Origin of the sequence: Photobacterium aquae, assembly GCF_001029445.1 — a bacterium.
Taxonomy (GTDB): domain Bacteria; phylum Pseudomonadota; class Gammaproteobacteria; order Enterobacterales; family Vibrionaceae; genus Photobacterium; species Photobacterium aquae.
On record NZ_LDOT01000010.1, the window covers coordinates 1 to 26,146 of the forward strand.

General features: G+C 51.5%; 27 protein-coding genes. 13 read left to right on the forward strand and 14 right to left on the reverse strand.

The window, feature by feature from the left end; genetic code table 11:
- Positions 1-57: 57 nt before the first annotated feature.
- The 3 genes from ABT56_RS08555 (at position 58) to ABT56_RS08565 (ending at position 1,919) form a co-directional block, all read left to right on the forward strand.
- Positions 58-393, forward strand: coding sequence for a hypothetical protein (locus ABT56_RS08555; RefSeq protein ID WP_047878468.1), 336 nt, complete (start codon positions 58-60; stop codon positions 391-393).
- 285 nt (positions 394-678) lie between these two features.
- On the forward strand, positions 679-1,014 hold the full coding sequence (locus tag ABT56_RS08560; protein WP_047878469.1) for a DUF1904 domain-containing protein: 336 nt from the start codon (positions 679-681) through the stop codon (positions 1,012-1,014).
- Between the two features lie 59 nt (positions 1,015-1,073).
- The gene (locus ABT56_RS08565; protein WP_047878470.1) at positions 1,074-1,919 is read left to right on the forward strand and encodes an endonuclease/exonuclease/phosphatase family protein; all 846 of its coding nucleotides are present in this window, start codon (positions 1,074-1,076) and stop codon (positions 1,917-1,919) included.
- Here the strand turns inward: ABT56_RS08565 and ABT56_RS08570 are convergent.
- From ABT56_RS08570 to gloB, 3 genes are all read right to left on the reverse strand, one after another.
- Positions 1,906-2,595 carry a YIP1 family protein gene (locus ABT56_RS08570; protein ID WP_047878471.1) on the reverse strand — a complete coding sequence of 230 codons (690 nt, stop codon included), beginning with the start codon at positions 2,593-2,595 and terminating at the stop codon, positions 1,906-1,908. The two genes, ABT56_RS08565 and ABT56_RS08570, sit on opposite strands and share 14 nt — an antisense overlap.
- Positions 2,592-4,160 (reverse strand): lytic transglycosylase, encoded by a 1,569-nt coding sequence (locus tag ABT56_RS08575; protein ID WP_047878472.1) that lies wholly within the window; start codon positions 4,158-4,160, stop codon positions 2,592-2,594. Before ABT56_RS08575 ends, ABT56_RS08570 begins: the two co-directional genes overlap by 4 nt.
- Before the next feature lie 70 nt (positions 4,161-4,230).
- Positions 4,231-4,989: a hydroxyacylglutathione hydrolase gene (gene gloB, locus ABT56_RS08580; RefSeq protein WP_047878473.1), complete on the reverse strand. Its 759-nt coding sequence runs from the start codon at positions 4,987-4,989 to the stop codon at positions 4,231-4,233.
- Positions 4,990-5,040: 51 nt separating this feature from the next.
- Between gloB and ABT56_RS08585 the strand changes: the two genes are divergently transcribed.
- Positions 5,041-5,808 carry a methyltransferase domain-containing protein gene (locus ABT56_RS08585; protein ID WP_047878474.1) on the forward strand — a complete coding sequence of 256 codons (768 nt, stop codon included), beginning with the start codon at positions 5,041-5,043 and terminating at the stop codon, positions 5,806-5,808.
- Here ABT56_RS08585 and rnhA read toward each other — a convergent pair.
- A complete protein-coding gene (rnhA, locus tag ABT56_RS08590; protein ID WP_047878475.1) occupies positions 5,805-6,269 on the reverse strand; it encodes a ribonuclease HI in 465 nt (154 codons plus the stop codon). The genes ABT56_RS08585 and rnhA overlap by 4 nt on opposite strands.
- Positions 6,270-6,321: 52 nt before the next feature.
- Here rnhA and dnaQ point away from each other — a divergent pair, with 52 nt between their 5' ends.
- Positions 6,322-7,044 (forward strand): DNA polymerase III subunit epsilon, encoded by a 723-nt coding sequence (gene dnaQ, locus ABT56_RS08595; RefSeq protein WP_047878476.1) that lies wholly within the window; start codon positions 6,322-6,324, stop codon positions 7,042-7,044.
- 7 nt (positions 7,045-7,051) lie between these two features.
- Entirely contained in the window at positions 7,052-8,302 is a 1,251-nt protein-coding gene (locus ABT56_RS08600; protein ID WP_047878477.1) for a TIGR03503 family protein, read from the forward strand.
- A gap of 69 nt (positions 8,303-8,371) precedes the next feature.
- On the opposite strand, the gene fadE is transcribed toward ABT56_RS08600, so the two are convergent.
- Positions 8,372-10,822, reverse strand: a complete 2,451-nt coding sequence (fadE, locus tag ABT56_RS08605) for an acyl-CoA dehydrogenase FadE (RefSeq protein WP_047878478.1) — start codon at positions 10,820-10,822, stop codon at positions 8,372-8,374.
- Positions 10,823-11,309: 487 nt separating this feature from the next.
- Between fadE and dauA the strand changes: the two genes are divergently transcribed.
- From dauA to ABT56_RS08620, 3 genes are all read left to right on the forward strand, one after another.
- A complete protein-coding gene (gene dauA, locus ABT56_RS08610; protein WP_047878479.1) occupies positions 11,310-13,028 on the forward strand; it encodes a C4-dicarboxylic acid transporter DauA in 1,719 nt (572 codons plus the stop codon).
- 65 nt (positions 13,029-13,093) lie between these two features.
- The gene (gene lpcA, locus ABT56_RS08615; RefSeq protein ID WP_047878480.1) at positions 13,094-13,672 is read left to right on the forward strand and encodes a D-sedoheptulose 7-phosphate isomerase; all 579 of its coding nucleotides are present in this window, start codon (positions 13,094-13,096) and stop codon (positions 13,670-13,672) included.
- Between the two features lie 38 nt (positions 13,673-13,710).
- On the forward strand, positions 13,711-14,490 hold the full coding sequence (locus tag ABT56_RS08620; protein ID WP_047878481.1) for a class II glutamine amidotransferase: 780 nt from the start codon (positions 13,711-13,713) through the stop codon (positions 14,488-14,490).
- A 119-nt stretch (positions 14,491-14,609) separates the two neighbouring features.
- On the opposite strand, the gene purN is transcribed toward ABT56_RS08620, so the two are convergent.
- Together purN and purM are read right to left on the reverse strand one after the other, a co-directional pair.
- Positions 14,610-15,260 carry a phosphoribosylglycinamide formyltransferase gene (gene purN / locus ABT56_RS08625; protein WP_047878482.1) on the reverse strand — a complete coding sequence of 217 codons (651 nt, stop codon included), beginning with the start codon at positions 15,258-15,260 and terminating at the stop codon, positions 14,610-14,612.
- A gap of 3 nt (positions 15,261-15,263) precedes the next feature.
- A complete protein-coding gene (gene purM, locus ABT56_RS08630) occupies positions 15,264-16,304 on the reverse strand; it encodes a phosphoribosylformylglycinamidine cyclo-ligase (protein WP_047878483.1) in 1,041 nt (346 codons plus the stop codon).
- A 196-nt stretch (positions 16,305-16,500) separates the two neighbouring features.
- On the opposite strand from purM, the gene upp reads away from it, so the two are divergent.
- Entirely contained in the window at positions 16,501-17,127 is a 627-nt protein-coding gene (gene upp, locus ABT56_RS08635) for a uracil phosphoribosyltransferase (RefSeq protein ID WP_047878484.1), read from the forward strand.
- A gap of 137 nt (positions 17,128-17,264) precedes the next feature.
- Here the strand turns inward: upp and ABT56_RS08640 are convergent, their stop codons facing one another.
- Positions 17,265-18,515, reverse strand: a complete 1,251-nt coding sequence (locus tag ABT56_RS08640; RefSeq protein WP_047878485.1) for a uracil-xanthine permease family protein — start codon at positions 18,513-18,515, stop codon at positions 17,265-17,267.
- 294 nt (positions 18,516-18,809) lie between these two features.
- On the opposite strand from ABT56_RS08640, the gene ABT56_RS08645 reads away from it, so the two are divergent.
- Positions 18,810-20,021, forward strand: a complete 1,212-nt coding sequence (locus ABT56_RS08645; RefSeq protein WP_047878486.1) for a DUF2066 domain-containing protein — start codon at positions 18,810-18,812, stop codon at positions 20,019-20,021.
- Between the two features lie 133 nt (positions 20,022-20,154).
- Here ABT56_RS08645 and ABT56_RS08650 read toward each other — a convergent pair whose 3' ends face one another.
- The 4 genes from ABT56_RS08650 to bepA all read right to left on the reverse strand — a co-directional run bounded on the left by ABT56_RS08650 (position 20,155) and on the right by bepA (position 23,180).
- Positions 20,155-20,577, reverse strand: coding sequence for a DUF2069 domain-containing protein (locus ABT56_RS08650; protein WP_047878487.1), 423 nt, complete (start codon positions 20,575-20,577; stop codon positions 20,155-20,157).
- A 55-nt stretch (positions 20,578-20,632) separates the two neighbouring features.
- The gene (gene wrbA, locus ABT56_RS08655) at positions 20,633-21,202 is read right to left on the reverse strand and encodes an NAD(P)H:quinone oxidoreductase (RefSeq protein ID WP_047878488.1); all 570 of its coding nucleotides are present in this window, start codon (positions 21,200-21,202) and stop codon (positions 20,633-20,635) included.
- 1 nt (position 21,203) lies between these two features.
- On the reverse strand, positions 21,204-21,554 hold the full coding sequence (gene arsC, locus ABT56_RS08660; protein WP_047878489.1) for an arsenate reductase (glutaredoxin): 351 nt from the start codon (positions 21,552-21,554) through the stop codon (positions 21,204-21,206).
- Between the two features lie 165 nt (positions 21,555-21,719).
- Positions 21,720-23,180: a beta-barrel assembly-enhancing protease gene (gene bepA / locus ABT56_RS08665; RefSeq protein WP_047878516.1), complete on the reverse strand. Its 1,461-nt coding sequence runs from the start codon at positions 23,178-23,180 to the stop codon at positions 21,720-21,722.
- A gap of 179 nt (positions 23,181-23,359) precedes the next feature.
- Between bepA and ABT56_RS08670 the strand changes: the two genes are divergently transcribed.
- On the forward strand, positions 23,360-23,578 hold the full coding sequence (locus tag ABT56_RS08670) for a sulfurtransferase TusA family protein (protein WP_084722199.1): 219 nt from the start codon (positions 23,360-23,362) through the stop codon (positions 23,576-23,578).
- Between the two features lie 6 nt (positions 23,579-23,584).
- Positions 23,585-24,661 carry an AI-2E family transporter gene (locus tag ABT56_RS08675; protein WP_047878491.1) on the forward strand — a complete coding sequence of 359 codons (1,077 nt, stop codon included), beginning with the start codon at positions 23,585-23,587 and terminating at the stop codon, positions 24,659-24,661.
- Positions 24,662-24,726: 65 nt separating this feature from the next.
- Here the strand turns inward: ABT56_RS08675 and bcp are convergent, their stop codons facing one another.
- Both bcp and ABT56_RS08685 read right to left on the reverse strand, forming a co-directional pair.
- A complete protein-coding gene (bcp, locus tag ABT56_RS08680) occupies positions 24,727-25,197 on the reverse strand; it encodes a thioredoxin-dependent thiol peroxidase (protein WP_047878492.1) in 471 nt (156 codons plus the stop codon).
- A gap of 10 nt (positions 25,198-25,207) precedes the next feature.
- Positions 25,208-25,747: a glycine cleavage system transcriptional repressor gene (locus ABT56_RS08685; RefSeq protein ID WP_047878493.1), complete on the reverse strand. Its 540-nt coding sequence runs from the start codon at positions 25,745-25,747 to the stop codon at positions 25,208-25,210.
- Positions 25,748-26,146 lie beyond the last annotated feature (399 nt).

Below are 26,146 nucleotides of genomic sequence, written 5' to 3' on the forward strand. Positions count from 1 at the left end.
CGAATCTCTGGAATGCCAGCCCGGTCCACCCCTGTCACCTTCAAGGCTCTAGACTAGGTGTCCCCCCGACGAAATGCCGAGACTTTTTCGATTGCCGGGCTGTATGAAGTTAACGGTACATTAGTATTTTTTGCATTCGACAGTATCAGGGCGGCAGAACATTTCATCATGGTCCTGACTGCATTGGTCTACGATGTGAGCTATCGCTTTGCCCCGATGTTCAGAACGGCTTTTGTATCGCTGGCCAAATATATTCAGTGTGCATTGGTAGAGGTGACGCCCTGCCAGTGGATGATCAGGACGCTGTTCTATAATGGCACTGAGTTGCTCTACCTTTTTGTTAAGAATGCTTACTTGGTATTCGAGTTCGCGGATCCGTTGTTCGTCGCTTAACGTTGATGAATAACCCGCAGCAGGAAGAAGTAGGATCAGGGCGGTTATAAGTTTTTGCAGGTGTCTTTTCATCGTTGTATTTTGAATGCTGTTTTATTTCGCTCTATAGTAACAAAGCCTCGCTGTGACGAGTAGTCCCTATTACAGGAAAAGGTGTTGAGTATTGTTGACGCTGTCAACTTCAAAGGGTTTTGGTATACGCTGAGACACAGGGTCTTGGCTTGAGATAGATTGGCTATCAGTGTTATCGTGTGGCCTTTCCGGCTAACTGAGGTAGGAGTGAGCATGCCACACTTACGTTTTCGCGCCATTGAATTTGATTTGGTTAAATCATTGTCGACGGAGTTGGTCGATGACTTGCTGCCCCTAATGGGGTGCCCACGGGAAGATTTTACCCTTGAACATATCTCAACCACCTTCATATTCGACGGGGAAGTATCCGATGCTTATCCGTTTGTTGAAGTACTTTGGTTTGATCGGGGGCAGGATATACAGGATAGAGTCGCCGCTGCGATTACCGAAGCAGTGAGGGCGGCGATTGAGATACCTGAACAGGATGTTGCAGTGATATTTACCGTATTGCCCCCTTCTGGTTATTACGATAACGGCAATCACTATTGAGCCGCAGCGGCCTATAGGCCGCTTTTTTGTTTTTGGTGTTTTACGGGTAGGTCAGTGAGATGGCACGTTATACAAAGTTAGTTGCCGGGATCGGTGTTGTCGCAGGAGCGTTGGGGATCAGTGCATTGAACTGGTCGTTTGATGTTTCGGAAGTCCCGGAAGTGAGTGCCAATGTGCTTGCACCGAGGTTTACCTATAGCTGTATCAACAGCGATGTGGCGATGCCATTGGATCAAGATGGCAATCTCACCGTATCAGTGTGGAATATCTACAAACAACAGCGTGATAACTGGCGTAAAGAGTTGGAAACCATTAGTGACACCAGCCGTTTGGTGCTACTGCAGGAAGCGAGTCTGACGAGCGGGTTGAAAGATTATCTTGATGCTGCCAGCTGGAAAGTGCGGATGGCGAATGCTTTCAAATTTTTGAATACGCCTGCTGGGGTGATGAATTTGTCCTCGGTCAATGCGAAATCTACCTGTGCTTATCTTGCAATGGAGCCTTGGCTGCGTTTGCCGAAATCTGCTTTGTTGTCGGAGTTTAACCTTTCCAATGGGCAGACATTGGCCGTTGTTAACCTGCATGGTGTGAACTTTGCCCTAGGGCTCGAAGAATATAAGGAACAGTTTGAAACCTTGAAAAGGGTTCTGGATAAGCATATCGGGCCAATTATTTTGGCCGGGGACTTTAATACCTGGCGTCAGGGACGATTAGATATCGTAAACGCATTTGCCAAGAGTTTGGGTCTAAAAGATGCGGTATTGGCTCAGGATCGGCGGGTGAAGGTGTTCGGCAAACCGTTGGATCACCTTTACTATCGAGGCTTAGATTTAACCAAGGCCGAGGCACCCACGACAGATGCCTCGGATCATAACCCGATTATTGCCAGCTTCAGGCTGCAATGATCATCAGAGGCCAGATCAATAGGGTCATCGCCCACGGCAATGCGGCCACGATGATGCATTTTGCACGGTCGTAGTCTGTCCAAGCGCTCACCGCTGCGTAGGTCAGAGCGATATACCAAGGAGCCAGTAGTGGTACCGTGGTGGAAAATGCTGACCAAGGATGGTTGAGCGGTAGCTTGAGGAAGGCATTCAGGCTATTGAGATCGGCGGCATTGGGCAAGAAATTTCCGGTATTGAACATGGCGTTCAGATAGCTGGCGAAATCACCAATGATGGTTGGCAGCATGATAAAGCATGCCGCTGCGAGCCATTTGCCGAAGCCATGCTTATAGCTGTTGCTCTTGGTTGCTAGGTTGAGCCATAGCGCAAGGATGAAAATGGCAGCAGTACGGCCGACAATATCACTAAATACCTCTCCTGCCAGCAATACCTCTTTCGATAGCCATGCTTCTTGAATCTGCTCGTCAACATTGCCTAATTGAGCCATTAGGGTTTGCTGGAGCCAAGTGAGATCAACGTGGTTGAAATAACTGCCCCAGAAAAAAAATGGCCCGACGATGAGCAGCAAATAAGGAAGGAACGCCCACTTCGGGCGTTCATGTACTGCGGCAAAACAGTCAATAGGGGAGCGGAATGTATCGAGAACCGCAATAAGCGGGTTTTTTGAAGGCGTCATACACTTACCTTAGTGACATCTACATAGAGTTTGAGTTTCTGTCCCGGCTTGAGGTATTTCTGGCCGCGGATTTGGTTCCATTTCACCACGTCGGACACCTTGACTTGGTAGCGTTTGGCGATCTCGCTGAGGTTATCGCCAGCACGTACCTTGTAGAATACAGTGCGGATAATTCCGCCGTCGGTACTCTTTTTCCAAAGGGTTAGGCTCTGCCCAACTTTGAGTGGCGTGCGCTTGCTGATCCCGTTCCATTTTGTGATTTCGTCAATGGATACCTTCTGCTTACGGGCGATGCTCCATAGGCTGTCGCCTGATTGTACGGTATAGCTGGTGCGATAACCGCTGCCGTGGCTACGTTGGGTCTCATTGGCCAAACGGGCTGCAATCGTATCGCCATCTTTGGAAGCAACGGGGATCAGGATGTGGCGTCCTACCCGAATATTGCTATTGCCCATATTGTTGGCGCGCTGGATCTGCTTGGTAGTCGTCTTGTACTTGTGTGCTAGCATGCTCAGGCTGTCGCCTGGCTTGATTTGGTAACGTATTACTTTCATACCGCGGTGGCCGTTTTGGGCAAAGGCGCGGTTGAAATTATCGATACGGTCAACAGGCAGCAGCAGGTGGCTCGGGCCATCTGGGGCCGTTGCCCAATGGTTGTAGCCAGGGTTTAGGCTTTGGAGATCATCCAAGGAGATCCCTGCGAACTTGGCTGCCATTGCCAGATCCATTTGGGTGCCGGGCTTGATAAGCTTGACTGCTGGCTTATTGGCTATCTCTGGAATGTCGATACCGTATTTGTCTTGGTTTTTTATGACATCGGCTACGGCCAGCAGTTTAGGAACGTAGCCGCTGGTTTCCTGGGGTAAGTCTAATGACCAGAAATCGGTTGGCTTGCCAGCAGCTTTGTTGTGGCGGATGGCTCGGAATACCCGTCCTTCGCCGGTATTGTAGGCGGCAAGGGCATGGAGCCAGTCACCGTCAAATTTACGGTTGAGGTATTCAAGAAGATCCAATGCGGCTCGGGTTGATTCAACGATATCGCGACGGCCGTCGTACCACCAGTTTTGTTCTAGGCCAAAGGTGCGGCCTGTAGGTGGCGTGATTTGCCATAATCCAGCGGCTCGACCGTGGGAGTAGGCAAATTGGTCAAAAGAGCTTTCGACAATCGGCAACAATGCCAATTCTAGTGGCATATTGCGCTTTTCTATTTCATTGGTGATGTAGTAAAGAAAAGGCTGGGCACGTTTGGCAACGGTTTGTAGGTGGCCGGGATGGCGTAGGTACCAGTCACGGTAGTAGTTGGTACGCTTGTTATCCGGAACATTCGCCTTTAGTTGCATGCTGATGCGTTGCCAAACATCGTCTTGCTCCTGTGGACTTGGTTGTCGAAGTGGGGCGATGACCTGCGGCTTTGGGGTATGTGTGCCTGCAACTGTCTGTGCAGTTTGTGCCGCAGGCTTTTGTGAAGGTGGTGTGTTTGTTGGTTCTTCTACTGTATTTGTCGTATTAGTAAGTTGGCAACCAGCTAGTAAAAGTGCGCTCGCCAAAAAAAAACGGGATTTCATGTGTCTAGCCTATAGCCAAAATAGTTGGTGATAATACTTGTCCAACTACCTTAGTTACAAGTGACTCACTTCAAAATTCATCCTTCCAACGACGCAGAGCAGCGAAGGTTTCTACATCGCTATCGTTAACCGCTTTATTTGCAACTGATTTTTTTATGCTAGGTTGATCGCAACGCAGGAACGGATTGATCAATTTTTCTTGTTTCAAATTGCTAGGAATCGTGCTTATACCCTGTGCGCGTAGTCGGCTGACATCTTCTCGGTAGCGTTGGAGGTGCGGATTGTCTTGTTCGGCGACAAGGGCAAAGGCCAGATTGCTGCTGGTATATTCATGGGCGCAGTAGATTAGGGTTTCATCGGGAAGGGCTGTCAGCTTTTGCAATGAATGGAACATTTGCTCAGCGGTGCCTTCAAATAGCCGCCCGCAGCCTGCAGAAAATAACGTGTCGCCGCAGAAGAGTTTCTCGTCACCGACATAGGCGACATGGCCTGCCGTATGGCCTGGCACTCCAAGAACCATGAAACGCTCGCCGAAAATTTCAACCTGATCGCCATCTTCAACTGACTGAGTGACACCGGGAACAGGCTCAGAAGCCGGTGCAACAACTTGTACATTGGGGCTGTAGCGTTTTAGTTCGCTGATCCCGCCAACGTGGTCGTGGTGATGGTGGGTAATAAGGATTGCGTCCAGAGTCAGTTGTTCTTCTTCCAGCACTTTGAGTACCGGGGCCGCGTCACCGGGATCGACCACGACGCAATGGTTATCTGGACTGTGAATCAGCCAGATGTAATTGTCATGGAATGCAGGTATGCTTTTTACTGTCAGCATAGAGTATCTCCGGCGATAAGTCATTGAGCATAAATTAAATTTGGTATCAGTATGAAGCCAGCGCGTATATTGGAACAGATAGAGTCGCCTTCGACGTGGTCTCAGGTGAACAATGGTACTTGGGCGGCAGAGTTACTCCAAGCCCAGCTTGATGAATGGTGGCCTAAGTTATTTGGCTATCATATGCTGAAGCTGGGAGGACTGAGCTGCGAGCTCGCCAGTGGTCATTGTAACATCCAACATCAAATTTGCATCGATAAGTTCAATCCACTGCATAATGTCATTGCTGACCCATTTGCATTGCCATTTATCGAAAAGTCATTTGATGCTTGTTTGCTTGCTCACCAGCTAGATTATTGTTCTGACCCGCATAGTTTGCTGAGGGAGGTTGACCGAGTTACTGTCGATGATGGCTATATGATGATCAGCGGTACCAATCCGGTTAGCTTGACGGGATTGAGGGGTTTATTGCCTTGGAACCGGAAGCGCTATCCTTGGAAAGGACGGATGTTTATGCCTATGCGGATCAAAGATTGGTTAGGCGTGCTCAATTATGAAGTGGTTTACCACGAGAATTTTGCTATTCTGCCCGCCAGCCGCCACCAGGCCTGTTCGGCCTGGGCAGAAAGCATGCTGGTTGAGACGTTGTCGTCGATAGGTAGCATGTATCTGATTGTTGCGCGCAAGCGAACTTTCCCGCTCAAGCCGGTGAAACCGACCTGGAAGTTACGTCGCCAGTTGACGCCGCTTGGGATAAACTGCCGAACAAAAGCCAGCCCGCACCAGCGGGATGACATTCATGAGGCCAAATTCAATTAGCCAGCGTCATAGCCATTATCTGGTTGGGTGGGAGCTTCCGCAGCAGTGCGAGCCAGTACATCGCATCGCTCATTTTCTGGGTGGCCAGCATGTCCCTTTACCCAATGCCAGGTAATTTGGTGGCGTTGGGCCTCTGTATCTAATCGCTTCCAGAGATCGGCATTTTTTACCGGTTTCTTGTCGGCGGTCTTCCAGCCACGTTTTTTCCAGTTATGGATCCATTGCGTGATCCCTTGGCGGACATATTGGCTATCGGTAGTTAGGTCAACGTGGCATGGCTGCTTGAGGCTGGAAAGGCCTTCAATGGCAGCTAGCAGCTCCATGCGGTTGTTGGTGGTCATGTAAAAGCCTTCGCTCAGCTCTTTTTCATGCTGCTTGTAGCGCAGCACCGCACCATAGCCGCCGGGACCGGGATTGCCGAGGCAAGAACCGTCGGTGAAAATTTCTACCTGCTTGGTCATATTTGGTAGTATTCGTCTAAGTTAAAAATGTAAGTCTGACACAATCATTACTATGAACGCCACTAATGAACGCATAATCGTTTTCGATACGGAAACAACCGGTATGAATATGACCGGCCCTCACTATGAGGGACACAGAATCGTCGAGATCGGCGCAGTTGAAATTATCAACCGCAAACTCACTGGCAATACGTTTCATGTCTATATCAGGCCGGACCGGGATATTGATGCCGAGGCGATCGCGGTCCACGGTATTACCGACGAATTTCTTGAAGATAAGCCGACCTACCGTGATATCCATCAAGAGTTCATGGATTTCATTCGCGGTGCCGAGCTGGTCGCCCATAACGCGCCCTTCGATATCGGCTTCATGGATTACGAGTTTTCTAAGCTTGATCCATCGATAGGCAAAACTGCCGATTTTTGCAAAATAACCGATACCCTGGACATGGCCAAACGCCTGTTCCCGGGCAAGCGGAATAACCTTGATGTGCTTTGTGGTCGTTACGGGATTGATAACTCCCACCGAACCCTCCACGGAGCCTTGCTCGATGCCGAGATATTGGCCGATGTCTATCTAATGATGACCGGTGGCCAGACATCGTTGGCGCTGAGTTCGGGAAATCAAAGCAGTGATGCAGGAGCTGAAAATGAAATTCGCCGCTTAGTCAGTGGCCGAAAAGCGCTAAAGGTTATCAAGGCAACGGCCGATGAATTGACAGCGCATGAGGCGCGGTTGGATTTGATTAAAAATGACGTGATGTGGCGTCTGTAGGGGTAAGATGAAGCGGTTTTGTTGGCTCTTGTTATTGGTGCCTGTCCTATCGTGGGCAACGGAAAAAAGCGAGATGACATGGCTGGATAATCGTTTCCGTGTCGATGATACAGTGGAACAGGTCTCGTTTGTGATTAAGCGGGAGAATAATAGCCAGCCCGTGGTGTTGGTGCGCCCAGATGGCCATAAATATTATTATTGGCGTCATCCAGACAGTGTGGCGTGGTACCAATCGCCAGATATGGATATTATTTCGATAGACCACCCGATGCCGGGACCTTGGCAGGCCGTAGGCAAGGTGTCTCCGTATAATGAAGTCAAAATATTATCTAACCTCAAACTGACGGTCGATAGGTTGCCGGCTCGCCTGTATCAATCTGAAACGTTGAAATTTTCAGCCCGTTTGACCCAAAACGGTAAGCCACTGACAGATAGAGACTTCCTTGACAAGATGAAGCTATCTGTAGAGTTTTACGAATACGTGGAACTGGCTGACGGTGTATCTAGCGAGGCTCTGCCCAAGCCGATAGTCATGGGGGAGTTTGCCGATGACGGTACGGGCTTCGACGAGCGTCCAGGGGATGGTACATTTACCGTTGAATTGGCTGTTGATTTGCAACCGGGTAAATACCAGGTTGTGATCAATTCCGGCAATGCGATTTTCGAGCGTGCCGTCGAGCAAACCGTCTTGATATACCCGCCGCCACTGACGGCGATATTCATTCAGGGTAAGACGGCAGATGAAATGAATCAGGTGATTATTGATACTGAAGATGGCTCAATTAAACCCGGTTCGCTGGCTGCTCATATCGAGCAGAAAAGCTTCGATGACGATACCACTATCTGCCAAGAGGTGGCGATCGGCGATGAAGAATCCTTGAAGGTGTTGCTGCCCAATGGTCAGAAACCAGGGAGTTATTCGTGGTCCGGCTGGCTCTATGCGACGGACAGTTATGATAATCGCGAATTGGTCTTTAGGTTGCCAGAGAGCCATTTTGCCGTAATGGCGGATTTGGAACTTGATAGTGATTTGGCGAAATACCGAGCTCAGCAACAGGTTAAGAAGCGTAACAAAGAGATTGCGCGTATTACCGCTGAGCGGGAAGAAGCTCGAGACACTGCCACTAAGATCATTATCATGACCAATGTACTGGTGATCATATTAGGTATTGCCGGTTTTATATTTTGGCGGAAGCGAAAAGTAAAACGGCTTCTCGAAGAAGCCGGGGGACTGGATATCGCGGGCGTCAAGGACTAGATGATGAGTTGAAAAAAAGGGGGGAAGCATTGCTTCCCCCCTTTTTCTTACGGGATTGTGGCAAGTGAGTTATGCCGCAATATTCTTGGTTGATGATTGATAGGGCTTGGCTGCCAGTGCATCCGATTCAAAATCATCGACATTGATGACCTGAAGTCGGCCAGTCTCAGCACGGCGCAACAGCTCGGCTTCATCAGGGTTAATCACCTTAAGTTCAAGCCCGATCTCCGCGACTTTATCTAGCTGCATGAACGGGAGCTTCTTACCGACAGCTTGGCAAACTCGGTCGTAGAGCGGCTCTGCGGCGAGGATATCCTTGAGGGTTTCCTCCAGATGGCCTGCCGGGTAGTGGGGTGATGCCTCGAGGAATTGGTTGCGGCCAATTCGAGAGCGAGTCTCGCTTGGTGTTTGCAGGATCCTGGCAATCTGGTGGTCCAGCTTGTCCGAAGGACGACTGCGGCCAAGCCCTAACGGGAAGACCATAACACGTAGCAAGGCGGCGACAGGGCGATTCGGGAAGTTGCGAAGGAAGTTGTCCAGCGCCTCTTCAGTTTGGTAGAGGGCGTCTTGCAATCCCCAGTGTACCAGCGGCAGATCTTCTTGCTTGCAGCCTTCGTCGTTGTAGCGCTTGAGGGTCGCGGAGGCCAGATAGAGCTGGCTCAGCACATCCCCTAGTCGGGCTGATAGGCGTTCTTTTCGTTTGAGCGAACCACCGAGAACGGCCATCGAGATATCGGCTAGCAGAGCGAGGTTGGCACTGTAGCGGTTGAGTTGCTGATAGTAGCGGCGCGTGGCATTTTTGCTCGGTGAGCTCGAACCGCGACCGTCAGTCAGGCCGAACCAGAACGACCGCACCATATTGCTAAATACAAATCCGATATGGCCAAACACGGCGTTGTCGAACTCCGCCAGTGCCTTGTCGGCATCGTCATGGTACGCGGCGTTCATTTCATCCAGTACATACGGGTGGCAGCGGATTGCGCCTTGACCGAAGATAATCATCGAGCGGGTAAGAATATTAGCCCCTTCAACGGTGACTGCAATCGGTGCGCCTTGGTAGCTGCGGGCAAGGAAGTTGCTCGGCCCCATGCAGATACCCTTGCCGCCAACGATATCCATCGCATCGATAACACTGCGCTGGCCACGGTGGGTACAATGGTATTTGACGATAGCGGAAATCACCGAGGGTTTTTCGCCAAGATCAATCCCTGCAACAGTCAGGGTGCTGGCTGCATCCATCACATAGGCATTGCCACCAATGCGGGCCAGCGGCTCTTCGATCCCTTCCATTTTGCCTATCGGCAGTTTGAACTGACGGCGGATGCGAGCATAGGCACCGGTTGCCAGAGCCGCGGTCTTCAAGCCACCTGTTGAGTTTGAAGGTAAAGTGATGCCACGACCAACAGACAGGCATTCGACCAACATGCGCCAGCCTTGCCCGGCCATGTCCTGACCGCCGATAATGAAGTCAATGGGCACAAAGACCTTGTCGCCCTGGGTTGGTCCGTTTTGGAAGGGCAGGTTGAGAGGGAAATGGCGTCGGCCGATTTTGACGCCGTCGAGATCCGTTGGGATCAGGGCGCAGGTGATCCCGAGATCTTCTTCATTGCCCAGCAGATGCTCAGGATCATAAAGCTTGAAGGCGAGACCTAACACGGTGGCGACCGGTGCGAGGGTGATGTAACGCTTGTTCCAGGTCAGCTCCATCCCCAGAACCTCTTTCCCTTGCCATTGCCCGGTTTTTACGATCCCGAAATCTGGGATTGATCCGGCATCAGATCCCGCTTCTGGGCTGGTCAGGGCAAAACAAGGGATCTCCTTGCCTTCGGCAAGCCGCGGCAGGTAATGGTCTTTTTGTTCCTTGGTACCATAGTGCTGGAGGAGTTCACCCGGCCCCAAGGAGTTAGGGACACCAACGGTCGATGACAGGACGCCGGAGATCCCGGTGAGTTTCTGCAGTACCAGAGATTGGGCGTAGGCTGAAAACTCTAACCCGCCGTATTCCTTCTTGATGATCATGGCAAAGAACTTGTTGTCTTTGAGGTACTGCCAAACATCAGGGGGGAGGTCGGCGAGTTCATGGGTGACCTCGAAGTCATTGACCATCCTGCATACTTCGTTGACGGGTCCGTCGATGAAGGCCTTTTCTTCCGCACTCAGGCGAGGGGCCGGGACATCATGGAGCTTGTTCCAATCCGGGGCTCCTTTGAATAAATCCGCTTCCCACCAAACCGTACCGGCATCAATGGCTTCTTTTTCAGTTCGAGACATTTCTGGCATAACTTGCTTGAAAGCCTTGAGGGCAGGGCGGCTGAATAGTTTTTGGCGTAGGGATGGAATATTGAGTGGCAGTGCGATGAGTGCGAACAGCAACCAGCTAATTTGACCGGCGGTATTGATTACCGTACCGAGCAATAGTGCTGCAGCGATGGCGAGGGTAAAGGTCTTGAGGTTAGCCCTGTAGTAGGCAAGCCCCCCGATCAGACCAGCAAGCCCTAACAGGTACACAAGTGTAACCATGGTATATCTCCTTATATGGGCATTATTTTTTTATTATTTGGGTACATTTTATGCAAGGTAAGAGGTCTTACCACTTGTGATAAGTGTAATGCGTTCTTTAAGGGAATGTAAAATCTTTTTCCTTGCTGCAAGGCGGGGGTTACGTAAAGATGTCTTGTCACTTCTGGTAAATAAGGGCTTTGATCAAGATCAGCGAGATCGGAAAAACGACTTGCGAAAAATTCTCATGTAATTACCATATGTCGGTGTTGTCCATTTGCTAATCACCCTTCTGACAGCGAAGTCAGGGAGCAATGGGCCGGAAATGGACTTTAACTGGCAGCGCGACGCGCCAGTGACTACGTTGCCTTTCCCGAATTCCGACTGACGCATGCCCGCCGGATCCCTTCTCGGGTCGACAGCTTCAAACAAACTTTACTTCATTCTTTATCCAGACCAACAGACGTTTGGTTTTTTGCGTTTCCGTTTGGTCTGCAAGGGGCGAGCCGTGTTGATATTTCATGCTTTGAAACAGGCGTGGCAAGAAGGTTTTTCTTTGTCACGCTTACGTTCTGATCTTGTTGCGGGTATTACCGTAGGGGTCGTTGCCATTCCGCTGGGTATGGCGCTTGCCATTGCAGTTGGCGTTCCTCCGCAGCACGGCCTATATACCGTGATCGTTGCAGGTTTGCTAGCAGCTTTGCTGGGCGGCTCTCGTTTTAATATTACCGGGCCGACTGCGGCCTTCGTCGTTATCCTGCTGCCTATTACCCAGCAATATGGTCTGACTGGCTTGATGCTAGCGACGATGATGTCTGGTGTTATCTTGTTGTTGATGGGTATTTTACGTCTAGGCCAGCTGGTGGCATACGTACCTTATCCTGTTACAACGGGTTTTACTGCCGGTATCGGCCTGACCATTGCGTTCCTGCAGCTCAAGGATCTACTCGGCCTGACCGTGGCAACCAACCCAATCCATTTTCCGGAGAAAGTCGTCGCGTATGCCACGGCGATGCCTAGCATCAATTTGTCCGATACCATTGTTGGGGTTGTGACTATTGCTGCTTTCATTCTTTGGGCAAAACTGAAAACCAAAGTACCGGCTCACGTTGTTGCGCTGGTTACCGGTACGCTGCTGGCCCTAGTGCTGAACCATTTTGGCTCGGGTCATGTTGGTTTGCTGGGCGAGAAGTTCCATTACCAAATCGGTGATTTGGTGGGTCAGGGGATCCCTCAGGTGCTGCCTCAGTTCAGCCTGCCGTGGCAAGATGGTGCGGTGACCTGGTCATTGGTGATCGAACTGCTTCCTGCAGCCTTTACCATTGCGATGCTAGGCTGTATTGAGTCTTTGCTGTGCGCTGTAGTGGCAGATGGCATGACAGGGACCAAGCACAACCCTAACGGCGAGTTGGTTGGTCAGGGTATTGCCAATATCGTGGTACCGTTTTTCGGTGGTATCCCGGCAACGGCTGCGATTGCACGTACCGCAACCAATATCCGAGCAGGGGCATTCTCACCGGTGTCTGCTATTGTTCATGCCTTGTTTGTATTGGCGGCCATGATTGCTCTTGCCCCTATGCTGTCTTATGTTCCAATGAGTGCACTGGCTGGTCTGCTGATTATGGTAGCTTGGAATATGTCCGAGGCTCCGCACTTTGTTCATACGTTGAAAGTTGCGCCGCGCCGAGATGTGGCGGTATTGCTGACATGTTTCACTTTGACCGTGGTGTTCGACATGGTCGTAGCGGTTGTGGTTGGCTTGCTATTGGCTGGTCTATTGTTTATTCAGCGTATTGCTTCGCTAACAACGGTCAGCAAGGTATCGGGTACTCACCCTCACCAGAATTTTGGTGACGATGTTGTGGTTTACGATATCAATGGCCCATTGTTCTTTGCGGCTAGCGAGAAGGCGTTGTCAGTGATTGATTGTGTCGCGCCACAGACTCGTGCTGTGGTATTGGATTTCTCTGATGTCACCACCGTAGACATTACCGCGATCCATGCCCTTGAAAATGCCCTCGATCGCGTTCGTGACTACCCGGTTTGCCTGATTGGCGTAGGGCCGCATATCGAGAAGAAGCTGGCTTCTGCTGGGGTGCTGGCACTGGAAAACCTTGAGGTTTATCCTTCTGGTGAGTCATTACGTGAGCATTTGGCATCAAAGGGTCACAATGTCCAGTCTCAGGAGTCGACACCTTTAACGGTTTCTATGTACACTGCTAGCTAGGTAATGAATAGCGGGAAAGTATACTTTCCCGCACAACAATAAATTACGTAACCTGAGTAGAGCCTATGTACCAAGATATTATCCGTGCAGAGCTGACAGAAGCTGCTGACGTACTTAACCGCTTTTTGAGCGATGACAAGAATATGGCGGACATCGAAGCAGCAGCCAAGCTGCTGGCCGAGTCTTTCAAGCAGGGTGGCAAAGTCCTTTCTTGCGGTAATGGCGGCTCGCACTGTGATGCGATGCATTTTGCCGAAGAGCTAACTGGCCGCTACCGTGAGAACCGTCCTGGTTATCCAGGTATTGCGATTTCAGATCCTAGCCACCTGTCTTGCGTGAGCAACGACTTTGGCTACGAATATGTTTTTTCGCGCTACCTTGAAGCTGTAGGCGCAAAGGGCGATGTGCTGTTTGGCCTGTCGACCTCTGGCAACTCCGGCAATATCATCAAAGCGATCGATGCAGCCAAGGCCAAAGGCATGAAGGTGATTGCGTTGACGGGTAAGGATGGCGGCAAGATGGCTGGACTGGCCGATGTCGAAATCCGTGTACCGCATTTTGGCTACGCTGATCGTATCCAGGAAATTCATATCAAAATTATTCATATTTTGATTATGCTGGTAGAAAAGGAAATGGCGGAGTAACCGCTAACATACTGCAAGTAGATAGGGCATAAAGGACTATGTGTGAATTATTGGGCATGAGTGCCAATGTGCCGACGGACATCTGTTTCAGCTTTACCGGCTTGATGCAGCGGGGCGGCAATACTGGGCCACACCGTGATGGTTGGGGGATCACCTTCTATGAGGGCAAGGGTTTTCGTACCTTTAAAGATCCCAACCCTAGCAGCCAGTCGAGGATTGCTGAGCTTGTGCAGGAGTACCCGATAAAAAGCCGTGCGGTGGTCAGCCATATTCGGCAGGCCAACCGTGGTGGGGTGAGTTTGGAAAATACCCATCCATTCACTCGGGAGTTATGGGGGCAGTATTGGACGTTTGCCCACAACGGTCAGTTAACTGGTTATGAAAGCCTTGAAACCGGACGGTTTAAACCGGTCGGGGACACCGACAGTGAATTGGCTTTTTGTTGGTTGCTGAATCAGGTTGAGGGCAGGTTTCCAGAGCCACCAGAAGAGCTCGATGTGGTTTTTGACTGGGTAGCAAAATGTTGCGACACCCTGCGTTCACTTGGTGTCTACAATATGTTGTTGAGTAATGGTGAGTATGTACTTACCTACTGTACGAACAACTTGCACTGGATCACCCGTCGGGCACCGTTCGGAAAAGCGTCGTTGATCGATGAGGACGTGACTATCGATTTCCAGCAGGAGACAACACCGAATGATGTTGTGACGGTAGTGGCGACCCAGCCTCTGACCAATGATGAATGCTGGCATAAAATGCTGCCGGGCGAATTTAGCGTGTTTCATCTTGGTGAGTTGGCATATAGCCGTAAAGGTTAAGCGCCAGTTTGGCAAATGATACGGTACCTAGGCACTCAGAATACCTCATAAAAGAAAAACGCGACCGACAGGTCGCGTTTTTTTATATGTGTTGTCGAACGGCTTGGCGCAGGGAAATGTTAGGATTCATCATCGGATGCATAGCCACCAGAAGGCAGGTCGTTACCGTCGAGACGGGCTCGGTTTCCCTCCATGACTACTCGCTGGGATAGGCACCAGTTGGCGACAAGCGGGTAAATCCGATGTTCCTGCTGCTGCACCCGATCCTTAACGTCATCGGCGCTGTCATCACTAAAAATCGGCACTTTGGCCTGAAGGATAACCGGCCCGCCGTCAAGCTCTTCGGTGACGAAGTGGACGCTGGTGCCATGCTCGTTATCACCGGCATCGATGGCCCGCTGGTGGGTATTGAGCCCCGGGTATTTGGGGAGCAATGACGGATGGACATTGATCATCCTCCCCTGGTAGTGGCGGACAAACTCTGCGCTTAAGATCCGCATAAATCCGGCAAGTACAACCAAGTCCGGTTGATAGCGGTCAATTTGCTCAGCCATAGCCTGATCGAATGCGTCCCGGTCTGGGTAGTGCTCGGCAGACAGGTGCAGAGCATCGATTCCGGCGAGGCGTGCCCGCTCAAGGCCATAGGCATCGGCTTTGTTTGACAGAACGGCAACGACACCGGCGTTGTTGATGATGCCTGACTCGCAGGCATCAATCATAGCTTGAAGGTTGGAGCCGTTACCGGAGAGTAGGACGACAATTCTCTTCATGCCCTAGCATATCTCCACTTGCTCTTCGCCCTTATCTGCTGCCGCTATCTCACCGAGTAGCCATGCCTTCTCACCTTCGGCGTTCAGAATGGCAATTGCCTGCTCGGCCTGTTCAGCGGGTAGGGCAATCACCAGACCCACACCGCAGTTGAAGGTACGGTACATTTCGTAAGTATTAACATTGCCGGCTTGCTGGAGCCAATTGAACACTGCCGGCCATTGCCAGCTGGTGCCGTCGATAACAGCCTTGGTGCCATCAGGCAACACCCGGGGGATATTTTCCCAGAAGCCGCCGCCAGTGATATGGGAGATAGCATGGACGTCGCAGCTTTCCATCATCTTCAATGTGGACTGCACGTAAATTTTAGTTGGCTCAAGCAAATGGTCGGCCAATGTTTTGCCTTCCAGCTCTTGGTTGAGATCGGCTTGGGATACCTCGATGATTTTGCGGATCAGCGAGAAGCCATTAGAGTGTGGGCCGCTGGACGCAACAGCAATTAAAGCATCACCGGCTTTGACCTTGCTGCCATCAATGATGTCGGCTTTTTCTACGACGCCAACACAAAAACCGGCAACATCATAATCCTCGCCGTGGTACATGCCTGGCATTTCTGCCGTTTCGCCGCCAATCAGGGCACAGCCTGACTGCAGGCAGCCTTCGCCAATGCCAGTTATCACTGCTGCTGCTGTATCTACGTCCAACTTGCCGGTTGCATAGTAGTCAAGGAAGAAAAGGGGCTCTGCACCTTGTACAATAAGATCGTTGACACACATGGCAACCAGATCGATGCCGATAGTATCGTGCTTGTTCAGATCCATTGCCAAGCGAAGTTTCGTCCCTACACCATCGGTACCCGATACCAGTACCGGCTCTTTGTATTTGGTTGGCAGGGCACAAAGGGCACCAAACCCACCAATATTGCCCATCACTTCCGGACGATGGGTGCGTTTTACCACCCCTTTAATACGGTCAACCAATGCGTTGCCTGCATCGATATCAACACCAGCATCTTTGTAACTAAGAGAAGAGTTATTGCCGCTCACAGGAGATCCCTCAACGTATTAAAGTAAAAAAGCGGGGGTATGATAACAGCAGTCAGAGCGGAAAGGAAAACGTTTGCGTCAATAAATGTCGTTGGCTGTTTCCTGAGCAAACGAAACGAACACCCCTATCGGTAGCACGATAGTCTAGTGTATAATAATGTGATTTTTTGAAAATTCGTTTGCTTAGGAGTCAGAGATGAAAGTCGTTGAGGTTAAACACCCACTGGTAAAACATAAGATTGGTCTTATGCGCGAAGGTGACATCAGCACTAAGCGTTTCCGTGAGTTGGCAACGGAAGTTGGTAGCTTGCTGACGTATGAAGCGACTTCAGACTTCGAAACGGAAAAGGTTACTATCGAAGGTTGGAATGGTCAAGTCGAAATTGATCAGATCAAAGGTAAAAAAGTAACTGTAGTGCCAATTCTGCGTGCCGGTCTTGGCATGATGGATGGCGTGCTAGAGCACATGCCAAGCGCACGTATCAGTGTTGTTGGTATCTACCGTGATGAAGAAACACTGGAGCCGGTCCCTTATTTCAACAAGCTGGCATCGAATATCGATGAGCGTATCGCATTGGTGGTTGACCCTATGCTGGCGACTGGCGGTTCTATGATCGCAACATTGGATCTGCTGAAGGAACACGGTTGTACCCAGTTTAAGGTATTGGTACTGGTTGCTGCGCCTGAGGGTATCGAAGCGCTTGAAAAAGCTCACCCAGATGTTGAGCTATACACCGCAGCTATCGACGAGAAGCTAAATGACAAGGGCTACATTGTTCCTGGTCTAGGTGATGCGGGCGACAAAATTTTCGGTACCAAGTAACACCGAACCGCTGACAAGAGCCGGGCAGATGCCCGGCTTTTTTTTGTCTGTTATCAATGCTTGGCTTGCGTTATCGGTTAGGTATAAAAACGGGGCGCATTGGCGCCCCGGTTGGTTTTTATTGGTTTAGCGAGCGGTTACTTGCCGTCTGCTTCGATTTGCGCATTGTCCACGACGTGGTTTTCACCGAGATCATCAGGCAGGATCAGGTTGAGGATAATTGCTACGATACCGCACAGGCTGATCCCTTGCAGGCTGAATTCACCGATCCCGAAGGCCATGCCACCGATCCCGAATACTAGAGTGACAGCAACAATGACTAAGTTTCGTGATTTGTGGAGGTCGACTTGGTTTTTAATCAGGGTATTGAGGCCAACGGTGGCAATTGAGCCGAACAATAAGATCATGATGCCGCCCATTACCGGAACCGGTATGGTCTGGAGCATTGCGCCGAGTTTACCGACAAAGGCAAGAACCAGTGCGGTGACGGCAGCCCAAGTCATGATGACGGGGTTAAAAGCCTTGGTGAGCATGACTGCCCCGGTAACTTCCGAATAAGTAGTGTTAGGCGGAGCGCCGAACATAGAGGCGGCAATGGTCGCGACACCGTCGCCAGCCATGGTGCGGTGCAGGCCCGGCTTCTTGAGGTAGTCCTTGCCGGTGACGTTTGAGATAGCGAGCATATCGCCCACATGCTCGACGGCAGGGGCAATGGCAACCGGAATCATAAACAAGATGGCGTTGATGTTGAATTCGGGGAAGGTGAAGTTCGGCATGGCAAGCCAAGCAGCCTGCGCGACCGGCGTAAAGTCAACCACACCAAATGCCAAGCTCATCGTGTAGCCAGCGACAATGCCCGCCATGATCGGCACCAGTTTGAAAAAGCCTTTGGCGAACACGCTGAAGGCAATGGTGACAAGCAGTGAGATTGATGAAATCCATAATGCAGCGCTGCCATCGACCAGTTGGATAGCGCCATCACCGCTCTTGCCCAGTGCCATATTGACAGCCGAAGGTGCCAGGCCAAGGCCGATCACCATAATGACAGGGCCGACAACGACAGGGGGCAACAGCTTGTGGATGATGCCTACGCCTCGCACTTTGATCAGTGCCCCCATACAGATATACACCACACCGGCCATCATCAGGCCGCCCATGGTCGCAGCAATTCCCCAAGTTTGGATTCCGAACATGATAGGAGCAATAAACGCAAAAGAGGAGGCAAGGAAAATGGGGACGGAGCGTTTGGTGATAACTTGGAAGAGGAGGGTACCGAAACCAGCACCGAAGAGGGCAACGTTGGGGTCAAGGCCGGTCAGGAGCGGGACCAGAACCAATGCACCAAACGCAACGAAGAGCATTTGGGCACCCTGTAAAATCTGCATCATTGTGATATCCACCGAGCTAAAAATAAAATCGGGCAATGCTAGCACAGACGCAAACGTTTACCCAGTGCTTAATATGAAAAAAATTAATAGTCGCAGATGGCTAACAGGTACAATAGAAAAATTACAATCCGTTGACGAAAGATTGTTATTTAGAGCAGATACTTATTGATGGAAGTAACAAAAAGTTGCTTTATTTCTGTTCAAAAAGGTACTGTATTTTTGACATGATCAGTTGCCGAGCCAGATAGGTTCAATTTATGATCAGCCCCTAACTTCAGTAATAATGAGTGTTTTATGCTGCGTGTGAGTTTACTCCTAATGGCACTGTTGGCGCTTCCTTTGAAAGCAGCAACCGTGACCAACCTGTATCAGGCTCAGGTAGTCCTGCCGGATACCGACCGCCAATCTGAACAGGCTGCCCGTCAACAGGCCCTTGAGCAGGTATTGGTAAAAGTATCGGGCCAAAGCTCGGTTGTGGGTAATGACGTTATCCGCAAAGCACTTGGCAGCAGTAACCAGTATGTCAGCCAGATGGGCTACGGTAGGCTTAATGGCCAGCAAACATTGGAATTGGCGTTTGAACCTGCACGTATTCGTAGTTTGCTCAGCCAAGCTAAGGCGAGCTACTGGAACGCGCAACGCCCGAGTATTCTGGTTTGGCTGGTACAAGAACAAAACCGCAGTCGCGATATCATCTGGGATCAATCAGATAACCCATTGCTGGTACAGCTTGAAGATAATGCCGATCGCCGTGGTTTGCCGGTTATGATGCCAATCGGTGATTTCGAGGATGTGACAGCAATAAGTATCCCTGATCTTTGGGGTGGTTTTGTTCAGCCAGTTGCGAAGGCAAGTTTACGCTATCAGCCGGGGGCTGTATTGATTGTCAGAGCTCGCCAGCAGGGACAGGATCAATATGATTTAAGCTGGCAGTTATTTACTGAGCCTGCCGATCAAATGGACTCTGCTCAGTCAGCTCCGGTTGAAGGACGTTTGTCCGGCACGGCGGCCGGTGCGATCCAGCAGATGACAGATCAGATCGCCGATCAGCTTGGTGCCCGTTATGCCATTCCTCTGGGCGGCGATACCAATGATCAGCTTTCGGTGGTGGTTGGCAATATCCATTCGGCAGAAGACTTTTTTACCTTGGAGCGGATGATCACTCATTTGAGCTCTGTTGCGGCGGTGAATGCCTACCGTATTCAAGGTGAGCAGGTTGAGTTTTCGGTTCAGCTGCTTAGTACCGAAGATGTTTTCCAGCGTGAGTTGAGCCAAGATAGCCGTTTGTCGGCAGTTACGGCGCCGTTGGATGAACAAGAGCGCATGGATACGGATAACGTGGTAGAAGGTGGCGTGATCCAGCCATCTCAGTTCAGTGCGCCGGTTGACTCGAGTTCAGATGAATCAGCGGCTCCGCAGCAGGTTGCGCCAGCAGCAGTTAAGCCAGCCAAGCAGGTGATGCAGTTTGAATGGCATGTACCCGCGGCGACGACAGTGGCTATCTAATCCTAATCGTAGTCAATAGCGGATCATTTTCCGGTGCTGTTTCCGGTCGCGTACTAACCGTGATGGGTATAGCAAGGTAACAAAAAGAAGACGGTGGCTGAGGCCACCGTTTTTTTGTATCAGCATCCGGCGACTAACCTCTATAGCGCTCGTTTTCTTCTTTTTCTACCTGCGATAGGCGTTTGAGGCGAGAGCCCAACTCGCGGCCGCGCAGTCTGGCATACAGGGCATTGCCGACGAAGGCGGTACTCACGAGGCACAATTCAACTCCAGCCAGCCATCTTTCGCCCTCATCGACCCATAGTAGGGTCAAAGCATGAAGAAAATAGAACATCAGAATGAAGTTGGCCCAGGCAAAGGTATAGGGTTTGCCTGCAATGATCCCGCGCAATGGCAAAAGCAGCGGAAGTACCCAGATACCCGCCATGATCTGCGCATTGAGATGCGGGTGGGGGGAAAGCCATGATTGCCATAGTACGACCCAGCCAGCAAGGCAGAAATAGGCGGCTTGGGCTGCAATGAGAACGAAACGGGTGCGGAGGTGGGGGGGAGTCATAGTTCACATCCTTGCAAACGTATAAAGCCCGCATGGTGACATAACGGGCTGTAATTCAGCGTAGTTTGAGTGCCGTGATAGCCAGTCGCTTTCCGCAGGCTTGGGCCAGTTGTGCTTCTTCACTGCTGAGGTGGCGGAATTCACCGCCACTGAGGTGGGAGGGGCCATAGGGCGTGCCTCCGCTCTGAGTGGTGTGCAGTGCCGGCTCTGAATAGGGGATGCCGACAATCAGCATTCCGTGGTGAAGCAATGGCAGCATCATCGATTGGAGGGTCGTCTCCTGCCCGCCATGCAACGACGATGACGAGGTGAAGACGCAAGCCGGCTTGCCGATGAGTGCTCCGCTAAGCCATTCAGGGCTGGTGGAGTCCCAAAACTGCTTGAGCGGCGCAGCCATGTTGCCAAACCTTACCGGGCTGCCCATGGCCAGACCGATACATTGGTCGAGATCGTTGCGCGTCACAACAGGATCGCCGTGAGGCGCTTGTCTGTCATCACCGATCTCTGCGACAGTCCGTAAGATCGCTTCACAGCCGTCGACTTGCTCGATCCCTCTGGCGATATGCCGGGCAAGTTGGCGGGTATTGCCGTGGCGGCTGTGGTAGAGGACCAGTAGGGAGGCCATATTAAAGGATATCCAGCACTTGCTCTGGCGGACGGCCCATTGCGGCCTTGTTGCCGTTGACAACAATCGGGCGCTCGATCAGCTTGGGGTTGGCTGCCATCGCCTCGATCAGCTGTTGCTCAGACACTGATGCATCGCCAAGGGCGAGCTCTTTATAGGTATCTTCTTTGGTTCGCATCATCTCACGGGCACTGCCGTAACCCAGCTGGCTCAGTAGGGTCTTGAGTTGCTCTGCCGATGGCGTGTCTTCCAAATACTTGATGATTGTTGGGGAGATCCCGCGTTCTTCCAACAGAGCGAGGGTTTCGCGGCTCTTGGAGCAGCGAGGATTGTGGTAAATAGTGACTGACATGGTGGTTATCTTCCTCGGCGTTGTCGGCTCTTGCCATCGCTAATGGCAGGGAGGTAACAAAGCAGTTTGTTTTTAGTATGTTGCACTATTGTATACGATGGCGGACGCAACGCAATGGCAGGGATCGCGTTTGCCCGTCCTGCATTGGCAGGACGAGCGAAAAGGTTAGCGTTGCAGGCTGGCTGCCCGCTGCTGATCGAGCCTTAACTGGTCGATTCGAGCATCGTAACGAGCTTGGTCCAATGAATTGATTTCGACCAGCTGGCTGGCCTGAATGTAGTTCTGGATAGCCTTGGGCCAGGCCCCGTTAAGAGCGAACAATTCCGCCCTTGCCGCCAGTTCTGCATCCCGTCGACCAACGGCAGCCTGACCTTGTGCCAGCATGTGCCAACCATTGGGATCATCGGGGTTGTCATGGGTGTACCGAGTCAGGATTGGGATGCTTTGGCTATACTTCCCTGCCTCCTGCATGGTATGGGCCAGGTTGAGCCGCAGGACATTGTTGCTTGGCGCGGATTTGAGGGCATTCTCCAGCCGCTTTATCGCCCTGCCATACTGTTTTTGGTAGAGATCGAGATCCGTGGCCGTATCGATATAGAAACGGTTGTTGGGCTCCTTGGCCAGCAATGGGGACAATAACGCCTGAGCTTGCTGGTACTTGCCGCTGTCAATGTAGACGATGGCCTTGCCGTAGTTGAGCGCATCTCGGGTCTGCGGGGTCGCGCGTTTGAGCTGGCGATCGAACCAATTCAGCGCGGCATCGCTGTCTAGTCCGGCAAACCGGGCAATGATCCGCGAGCGGGCGAGATGGTAGCGCTCTGAGTAACCGACGTTGGTCTTTGGGTATTGGTTAGCGCGGCTGCGGCTGTCGGCAATCCGGGATTCAGGCAATGGGTGGGTCAGCAGCATCGGTGGCGGTGTGCTGGCATAGCGGTACTCGTCGGCCAAGCGGCCGAAGAATCGCGGCATAGCCTGAACATCGAAGCCGGACTTGGCCAAGGTCGCAATACCGATCCGGTCGGCTTCTTTTTCATTGCTGCGGGTATAGTTGATCTGTCCCTGGGCCGAGGCTGCGGTGGTGGCATGGATTGCCGCCATCCCTGCTTCCGGCGAGGCAATGGCCAGCATCAGCGAGCCGATAAGAGCAGCCATCGTAGCCGGTGATTTGCGGGCTTGGTCTTCCATGCTCCGAGCTAGGTGGCGTTGGGTAACGTGGGCAATTTCGTGCGCGACCACCGAGGCGAGCTCGCTCTCGCTCTTGGCATAAAGGAAGAGCCCAGAGTGAACGGCAACATGCCCGCCGAAGAAGGCGAAAGCATTCAAGGCTCGGTTTTGGATCATGAAAAAGGTAAAAGGGGTTTTGACACCGTTGGCGTTGGCAACGAGGCGATGGCCAAGATCTTGAATATAGTCGGAAAGTAAGGGGTCGCTGATCACCGGCATACTGGCGCGGATCATGCGCATGTAGGCATCGCCGTATTCCATTTCTTTCTCGATGGTCAGGGTCGAGGCTGCGGCCGTACCTATCTCAGGCAACTGGGCGGGATCACTGGCCGTCGCGGGCAAGCTGGTCCCTAGCAATGCACCGATAAGAAAATAGGCTGGTGCTTTAGCGAATAGAGTCATAGTAATAATTATACCGCCTTCTTGCTGTCGCATACTGCGAGGCTAAATCAATCCTGAATGGAGCCCATATAAGGGGGTATGACAACGAAACCTTTGTCTGGTTTCTTTTTTGTCTTGTCGTTGTCATTTACAATAACCTGATGGAGACAAGATGTCAGTACAAGGAAAGGGATCTTTCAATGCTCGATTTAACCAAGGAACGTTGCCCGATGGCTCTGCTGCTGGCAAAGCGAGCAGCAGAATCGCTCAGTCCGGGCGATGCATTGGCGATCCTCATCATTGATACGGGGGCAAGGCAGGATATTCCCCGTTACTTCTCTTCTACTCGTAATTTTTCGTTGAACACGCTTGAAGACAGCCCGCATCGGCTGCTAATCACTGTGACCAAAAGGTTGTAAACACTTATGCTCGATATGCTGACCCGCTGGTATCAGCGACGCTTCTCTGACCCCCATGCCGTGAGCCTAGTGGCTATTTTGCTAGGGGGATTTCTTACTATTTACTTTTTCGGGAACCTCATCGCACCGCTGTTGGTGGCGATTGTTTTGGCTTATTTGCTCGAATGGCCGGTAAGCCAACTCACCCGCCTTGGTTTGCCTCGCACACCGGCCGTGACGCTGGTGCTGCTGGTTTTTGCCGGCCTGATGGTGATGGCGGTATTCGGGCTGATGCCAACCATCTGGCATCAGGTCGCCAATCTTGTTGCTGAGCTCCCGAATATGTTCAATGGCCTGCAGGAATATGTGTCGAGCTTGCCGGAGCGTTACCCTGATTTCGTCCAGCCCCACCAGATCAGCTCGGTGATGATGACTTTCCGCGACAAGGTGATGGGGATGGGGGAGAGCGTCCTCAAAGGCTCGCTTTCATCACTGGTCAGCCTGGCGACAATCGCGGTATACCTGATCCTGGTACCACTGCTGGTCTTTTTCCTGCTTAAGGACAAAGACGAGATGATGGCGATGCTCAAGGGATTCCTGCCCCGTAACCGCCGCCTGGCGAGCGAAGTCGGTGCCGAGATGAACGAGCAGATCTCGAATTATATCCGCGGCAAGGTTACCGAGATTTTTATTGTCGGCATCGCCAGCTACGTGACGTTCGAGGTGATGGGCCTACGCTATGCGGTTCTGCTTGGGGTGCTGGTGGGCTTTTCGGTCCTGATCCCGTATATCGGGGCCGCTGCCGTGACCTTGCCGGTGGCGATGGTCGGCTTGTTCCAGTGGGGGATCAGCCCTGATTTCTGGTGGCTGCTGGTAGCCTACGGCATTATTCAGGCCCTTGATGGCAACGTGTTGGTTCCGGTGCTGTTTTCCGAGGCCGTCAATCTTCACCCTGTGGCGATCATCGTCTCGGTGTTGGTGTTCGGCGGTTTGTGGGGCTTCTGGGGCGTGTTCTTTGCCATTCCGCTGGCAACCTTGGTCAAGGCCGTTTGGCATGCGCTGTCGTCCGCTGAGTTTAGCGAAGAGCCCGCTTCGAGCGAGTAGTGAATACGATATACAGAAAAGGCCGCAATATTGCGGCCTTTTTTATGGTTCGGGGTTAGCCGCTGTTATTGGGCGTCTTTGAGGTAGTTTAGGACGACGTCGTGGTGGTCTTTGGTTTTGAACTTGTCGAATACGTGCTCGATCACCCCGTTCTCGTCGATCAGGAAGCTGATGCGGTGCAGGCCGTCGTAAACCTTGCCCATGAATTTCTTCTCCCCCCAGACACCGAATTGTTCTGCAACGGCATGGTCTTCGTCTGACAGCAGGGTGAAGTTGAGGTCGTCGCGCTCGATGAACTTCGGCAGGCGCTTAACCGGATCGATACTGATCCCCAGAACCTCGACATTGAAGCTATCCAGCTCTGTCTTGCTATCGCGCAGGCCACAGGCTTGGACCGTACAACCCGGGGTCATGGCTTTCGGGTAGAAATAGGCCAGAACTTTTTTTCCTTTGAAATCGGCAAGGCTGACAGGATCGCCGTTCTGGTTGTTCAATGTGAAGTTTGGGGCAGCCGTGCCGGCGGTCAAGGTCTTCATATTGGTATCCTTATTGGTTGTGACCGACGAAGGTGACTTTGCCTGTTACCTGTAAGGTATGGCAAAGCACTTCAAATTCTTCTTGTAGTGTCATTAGGTTGCAGCCTTCAGGCAGGGTAGTGCCAATAAGCAGCTGAAACGTGTTGGCGGTTTCTGGGGTGTTGCTCTCGAGGGTTTGCGCACTGAGCGAAGCGATGCTGAGGCCTCGGGCGGCCAGGAAACGGGTAAAGGGTTCGGTCAGTCCCGGACTGTCATTGGCTTCAACATGAAACTCGGCACTGTATGGTGAGTAGCGTTGCTCATGCTTGCTGGTGCGTTTCATCACGGTCAGTAAATCGTGTTCAAGCGCGGTGAGCGGCAAAGTCGACTCGACCCGGGTAATAGCGTTGGCATTGCCAGACAGCAACATGAACAGGGTAAACTCACTGCCAAGCAGTGCCAGACGGCTGTCGATGATGTTGCAGCCACACTGGGTGATCAACCGGATAATCTCATCGGAGATACCTGGGCGGTCTTTTCCGACAGCAGTGACGACTAAATAATGTTCCATATTGATTACATCATGTTATGAGTACCTGATGCATGGTAGCACAGCCATCTGCCGAGCCAAGTGCCAACGCTGCAAAATTAGGCTTTCGGCAAGGAGTTAGGGATCTTCAATTTACATAACTCTGGCTTGAGTTTACTGTTACTGAAAAGTAGTATGGTTTCTCTTGGCCGCCTTATTATTCGCTTTTGTGGCATATTTAGGGGCTGTTGGACTTTCAATCATTGACCTTTCATTTTTATGCGGCACCGTAACCGGTTTGCCTCGTTCTGAGCACAGGCACGTGCTCTTATACTGGATGATACGGAGCTGTTGGATGACACCATTGCTCTTTGGGTAGCGCCTGAAAAATGCTTATAGTATCCCGGTACGGGAATTTGAGCGTTTTTCAGGATTTACCGG